This is a genomic window from Streptomyces sp., assembly GCF_035563135.1.
Taxonomy (GTDB): Bacteria; Actinomycetota; Actinomycetes; order Streptomycetales; family Streptomycetaceae; genus Streptomyces.
The window spans coordinates 1-5,369 of record NZ_DATMVN010000740.1 but is presented as its reverse complement, the minus strand read 5'-3'; the positions used below and the strand labels follow the sequence as shown (position 1 = coordinate 5,369).

Sequence of the window (5,369 nt, the reverse complement as noted above, 5' to 3'; positions counted from 1 at the left end):
ACCGGGCGCGGGATCGCGCTCTGACCGCGGCCGGGATAGAGATCACGCTCGTGGTGCCGTCCAGCTGGCCGACACACGGCGCAGAGGAAAGCCTTCAGGCCGAGCCTTTTCGGATCATTGAGCTTCCGGTGCGACGGCCTGGTGACGTCAACCGGCACAGCTACGCTGATCCCCGGGCGCTGAGCGAGGTAATCCGGGGCGCCCGACCTGACGTGCTCGACCTGCACGAGGAGCCGGTAAGTCAGGCCGCACGCCAGTGGCTCGCCGCCGCTGGCGAATTGCCGGTAACCATGTACACCGCCCAAAACGTGGACAAACGCTTCCCGCCGCCGTTCGCCCAGTTCGAGACGGCGGCCTACCGGCGCGTCCAGGCGCTTTACCCATGCTCGCGGCAGGCCGCGTCCGTTGCCCGGGGCAAAGGGTTCGACGGCATCATCGACGTTCTACCGCTGGGAATCGATAACCTTTACTCCCCAGGCGAACAATCTGCCGCCGACGACGAAACTCGGCTCGGCATCGTCGGTCGCCTGGTTCCGGAGAAGGGTGTGTCTGACGCCATTCGCGTGCTCGCCCACGTCCGGGCGCGGCGACGTGCGCGGCTGCTCGTCATCGGCTCAGGACCAGAGGAGGGGACCGCCCGCTCACTGGCTCGCGATCTCGGGGTGGCTGACGCCGTGGAGTTCGTGGCCTGGCAACCACTGACGGGCCTCGCTGAGCTGTACCGAAGCCTGCACGTCGTCCTGGTGCCCAGCCAGGCAACAGAAACCTGGGTCGAGCAGTTCGGGCGCATCATCCTCGAAGGCCAGGCCTCGGGCGCCGTGGTCGCCGGCTACCGGTCCGGAGCCATTCCGGAGGTGGCCGGGGATTCCGCCATCCTCGTCGAGGAGGGAGCCGTCGATCGGCTGGCCGTCGGCGTCGAAGCCCTCCTCGACTCCGCGGAGCGCTTCAGCCACCTGCGCCAGGCAGCCCTGACCCGAACCAGGGAGATGACGTGGGGGGCGGTCGCGGAGCGCCAGGCGGACCTGTACGAGCGAGTGGCCTCGCTGGGCGGCACCCCCGGGCCCAGGGTGACCGCGACGGCCACCCGCCGGCACCGGGCTCGCCAGGAGTTCGGCGTGCCAGCGCGATTGCTCGGTGGGTACCGGCCGTTCGCACTGCCACTGCTGCGGCGGAACTTGGCTTGGACTAGAGCAGCCGGACGGGCGACCGACACGATGACCACGCTGGCGCAGCTGGCACGCCGAGCCGTGATCGCTCAGCCATCAGACGCCCGATCGCCTAGTGAGAGGTGAGGGCGGTACTGACGTTGGTCCGCCTGAGAACTTAGGAGAAGCGGAGCTTCGCCACCGGGGTGCGGGTGGGGAAGGTCTGATCGAGGCCATCACCCTCCAGGTTACCCAAGGTGAAATCCCGCACCGAACCAATGATCATCAACATTGGAGTCGAGTAGGTCTTCTTGTCCGAGTACGTTTTCTTGTCCACAGCTTTCCGCCCCCGCGCTGATGGCCGAGCCTCTGGCTCGGCGACGTTCCGCAAACTGTAGGCGCGTGGCGCAGCATCTCCAAGTCGTCGACCTCACCAGCCCCAACCGTTGGCCATGCGCGGGGAAACCGCCTGATGCATACTCGGCGGTTTCGCCGTCGCAGGGGCTGGCGCCGCCGCGCGACGAGGGTGCCGAATGGCTGGGTGAGTAGACACCACGCCCGACAGAACGGGTTACTCCGACAGACGAGCGCCCGCGATCCAGAGTGCGCGGTCCGCCGGTGTTCCGTCGGACGCATGAAGCGTCTCGCGGGTGACCGGCTTGCGGAGCATGAGAATGCCGCGCTGACCGGCCGACCGGATCACCGCAGCGGCACTGCTGCCAGTGGTGGCTCGCGTCGCGGAGAACACGAGGCGACCTGTGTGCTTGCCAGGCCTGACCCCCAGCGGGGGAGCCGAGCCTGAAACCATCTCGCAGAGCCGTGTCCAGCTCACCCGGGTCCGGATGTCGCTCGCCCACTCCTCGAGGCGCTGGTCGACGTACCGCGCAGCGCGCGCCAGCATTACCTGCACCACCAGATCCGTCCGCATTTCCTGCGCCCGTTCGCGCAACTCCTCGACGGTGCAACCACCATGCAGAACGGCCTGCTGGAGGTCCAGCAGCCACAGTGCCCGGTGGCCGCCGGACAGGCTCGCATGCAACGCGAGGTGGACGATGGTGTCGACCGGATCGAGGGTTGGGACCGACAGCCCGTCGATGTCGACGGTCACGCGCCGACTGACCATCGAGCGCACGTCGACAGAGAACTGGCTCCGGGCGCGACCGTCGTTCACCACATGCCAGTGGAGGTCGAGCAACCCGCCGTTCGGGATGGTCAGGTTGATCTCCCCGCGGCCTGACCGCGCGACCAGCTCCCAGTTGCGGTCCACCAGTTCGAACCCGGCGCCTTCGAGCGCGTCGAGCGCCTCCCCGAGGTCGTGCGGATGCACCAGGACATCCAGGTCCGTGTATGTCCGGACCGCGGGGCGCCGGTACACGATGTCGGCCAGGATCGGGCCTTTCAGCACCACCCAGCGAACGGTGGTCGGCCCTAGTGCGCGGATGAGCGCGGCCAGCTCGGCACGCGCCCGGAGCTGGGTCGTCACTCCGAAGTACCGACTGCGGGACGCATTCGCAGGCAGCGGATGACCCGCCCGGCCGACGGCGTCCAGCACGACGGACAGGACGCCAGCCCTGGACGCGACATCGAGCCAGCGCTCATCGGCGGGGGGTGTCGGGCACGCGCGGTCTGTCGCGAAGCTGCGGATCGCTTCGAGGACGAACGTCTCGGCGCCGTCGAGGCTCCAGGCCACCTGCATGGGCGGAGTTAACCAGCAATTGCGGCCGGCCCAGCGTGCCGTAACCTCCCTAACCCACCGATCGGGAACAGGTGTCACTGATGCGATTGAGAGCAGAGGGCTTGTCCGCGCGTGAACTGAGCGGAGAGATCATCCTCCTAGACCTGCGCTCCTCCCGCTATCTGTCAGTCAGCGGCGTCGGCGTTGACATCGTCAACTTGCTTTCAGTGGACCGGACAGAGGAGGAACTGATCGCCGCCGTGTTGGAGCAGTACGAGGTCGACGAGGCCACAGTGCGCAGGGACGCGCTCACGTTTCTCGGCCAGCTCCGGGACGCCGGTCTTCTGGAGTGAGCGGAGAGCTGCCCATGGGCGCTGCGCAGATGACCGCCGGCTGGTACGTGCCCACGTCTTTCGAGGTCGCGAGCGGTTGGGTCCACGGTCAGGTGTCTGCACCGAGCCCCCTGGTCGAGTGGCCGGATGAGTCGCCAGCCGCAGCTCTCCGCGAGGTCTTGCGCCAGGAGGTTCTCCAAGGGGCCTGCGTCGTGCCCTTTTCCGGCGGCCGGGATTCCTCGCTCGTCCTGGCCGTAGCCTGTTCCGTTGCACGGGAAACCGGCTCGACCCTGCCAACAGCGTTTACGTTCCGACACCCCGGCATTCCCGAGAGTGACGAAAGTTCCTGGCAGGAACTGGTGATGGAGCACCTTCGTGGATTGGGATTGCAGCCAGACTGGCGACTGCGCAACATCACCGACGAGCTGGATGTCGTAGGGCCGGTCATGGCCCCGCTCCTCGAGCAACTCGGTCACTCGGTCTGGCCGCCCAACATGGCCACCATGATCACCCTTGCCGGGGAAAACCCGGGGGCGACAATCCTGTCGGGCGAGTACGGGGACGCGATCCTGGGAGAGCGCCGGGCCACCGTTCTCGCCGGCGCGGTGCGACGGCGCGGCCGGGGGCTGTCCACGAGGTACTGGCGCGCTGTCGCGCAGGCCGGCTCGCCCCGACTTCTCGTCGCAGCTGCTACCAGGGCCGGCGGCCGGTACCCGTCATGGCTCAGCGTGCAGGGCCGGCGTCGATGGCGGAGGCTTGCTGCAGCCGATGCCTTGCGGGACCGGTTGCGGTATGACCGGAATCTCTGGCGGACCCCGTTCTGGCGCGGGCCTTTTCTGGGCATGTCCAACCTCGCCCAGGTGTGCCAGCGCTACGGCTGCACTCTCGTGTCGCCGCTTGCACATCCACGCGTCATCTCCGCCCTGGCGGCCCACGGGGGGTGGAGAGGACCGCAGAGCCGCGGCTACGCCACTCGCCTGCTGGGCGAAGACCTGCTCCCGGACAAGCTCTACGGTCGCAGGACGAAGGCCAATTTCACGCAGTCGCGCTTCAACCGGCACACCATCGCGACGGTGGACGCCTGGAGGGGGCAGGGCGTCAACCAGAAATGGGTGGACGTCGGGCGTCTGAAGGCGGCATGGGAGGCCCGAGAGTTCCATCCTCAGATGTCAGGACTCGTCCAGTCCGTGTGGTTGGCCCAGCGGGGCATCTTGTGACGGTGCGGCTCACCGGGCGGGCGGTCGCTGCCCTGCTCACGGTGAGGTGGCTGGCGCTTCTCGTCGCAGTGGAGATCGGGCTCCGCCTGCTGCCACTGCCTCGACTGTGCCGCATACTCGCCGTGCAACTGGACCTGGAGTCCGGGAGCCCGGCATCCGGGCTGTGGCACGTGCCCCAGGTGTATGCACCCCAGGTTCGATCTGCCCTCCGGGCAACCAGGTGGTGGCCATTCGGGGACACCTGCCTGCGGCAGTGCCTCCTGCTGGCGCGAGCCCTGCGGAGCCTCCATCCAGTCATCCGCATCGGAGTCCGACGGGCAGAGAGCGGGGCGTTCTCGGCGCACTCATGGCTGGAGGTGGACGGAGCATCACTCGATCCCACGTCCGCGCGATTTGCGACCCTGGCTGTCCCGAAGAGCGATGAGGGGTGACAGAGTGCGTTATGCAGCGCACGGGCTGCTGATCGAGAGCGATTACCCGCTCCCGATGTATCCGTCCGCCACCCCGGGTGATCCGGACATCGTCGTCCACCGGGGCTCGCCTCGTGGGATACCTGAGGAGGACCGACCCGGCAGCGAGCAGCTCGCTCTGGCCGAGGCGCCCGACGGGCGGGTGTTCTACTCGTTCACCGCTGACGCAGACGGCGTGACGCTCCGCTATCCAGGACTGTGCTTGATGCGCGCAGACGCGGAGATCGGTTCCGTCCGGGTACACGCAGACGGCCAAGCCGACGAAGGACTGATTCCGGTCCTCATCGCCGGATCGGTCGTCAGCCTGCACCTGATCATGCGCGGCCGCCTGGCCCTGCACGCCAGTGCCGTCGACATCAGCGGGCAGGCACTTGCCCTCGTCGGAATGTCGGGCATGGGGAAGTCCACCACTGCCACTCTCCTGGCCCTCGCTGGCCACCCTCTCGTGACCGACGACGTGCTGCGCGTGGAGTTCCCTGCGGACGGTGATGTGGTGGTTCACCGCGGCGGGCTGGAGTCCCGGCTCCGCG

Annotated in this window: 5 protein-coding genes and 1 pseudogene; 5 read left to right on the top strand and 1 reads right to left on the bottom strand. The window is 67.9% G+C overall.

The genetic code is table 11. The features are described from left to right. Window positions 1–1,292, top strand: a 1,292-nt coding sequence (locus tag VN520_RS33140) for a glycosyltransferase (protein ID WP_325750646.1), incomplete at its 5' end; no start/stop codon positions are given. A gap of 424 nt (window positions 1,293–1,716) precedes the next feature. On the opposite strand, the gene VN520_RS33135 is transcribed toward VN520_RS33140, so the two are convergent. Continuing rightward, complete coding sequence (locus VN520_RS33135; protein ID WP_325750645.1) at window positions 1,717–2,841, bottom strand: nucleotidyltransferase family protein; 1,125 nt, start codon at window positions 2,839–2,841, stop codon at window positions 1,717–1,719. 80 nt (window positions 2,842–2,921) lie between these two features. Between VN520_RS33135 and VN520_RS33130 the strand changes: the two genes are divergently transcribed. The 4 genes and pseudogenes from VN520_RS33130 to VN520_RS33120 all read left to right on the top strand — a co-directional run. After that, complete coding sequence (locus VN520_RS33130; protein WP_325750644.1) at window positions 2,922–3,173, top strand: PqqD family protein; 252 nt, start codon at window positions 2,922–2,924, stop codon at window positions 3,171–3,173. A gap of 14 nt (window positions 3,174–3,187) precedes the next feature. Then, on the top strand, window positions 3,188–4,369 hold the full coding sequence (locus tag VN520_RS33125; protein WP_325750643.1) for an asparagine synthase-related protein: 1,182 nt from the start codon (window positions 3,188–3,190) through the stop codon (window positions 4,367–4,369). Next, window positions 4,261–4,800, top strand: coding sequence for a lasso peptide biosynthesis B2 protein (locus VN520_RS39755; RefSeq protein ID WP_414720028.1), 540 nt, complete (start codon window positions 4,261–4,263; stop codon window positions 4,798–4,800). The genes VN520_RS33125 and VN520_RS39755 overlap by 109 nt, the downstream gene beginning before the upstream one ends. A 4-nt stretch (window positions 4,801–4,804) precedes the next feature. Then, window positions 4,805–5,369, top strand: a pseudogene (locus VN520_RS33120) (hypothetical protein); the annotation flags it as partial.

Bases quoted from the DNA above. Each gene is read 5' to 3' on its own strand.
- VN520_RS33135 (WP_325750645.1), bottom strand. From the start codon at position 2,841: ATGCAGGTGGCCTGGAGCCTCGACGGCGCCGAGACGTTCGTCCTCGAA.
- VN520_RS33130 (WP_325750644.1), top strand. From the start codon at position 2,922: ATGCGATTGAGAGCAGAGGGCTTGTCCGCGCGTGAACTGAGCGGAGAG.
- VN520_RS33125 (WP_325750643.1), top strand. From the start codon at position 3,188: ATGGGCGCTGCGCAGATGACCGCCGGCTGGTACGTGCCCACGTCTTTC.
- VN520_RS39755 (WP_414720028.1), top strand. From the start codon at position 4,261: ATGGGTGGACGTCGGGCGTCTGAAGGCGGCATGGGAGGCCCGAGAGTT.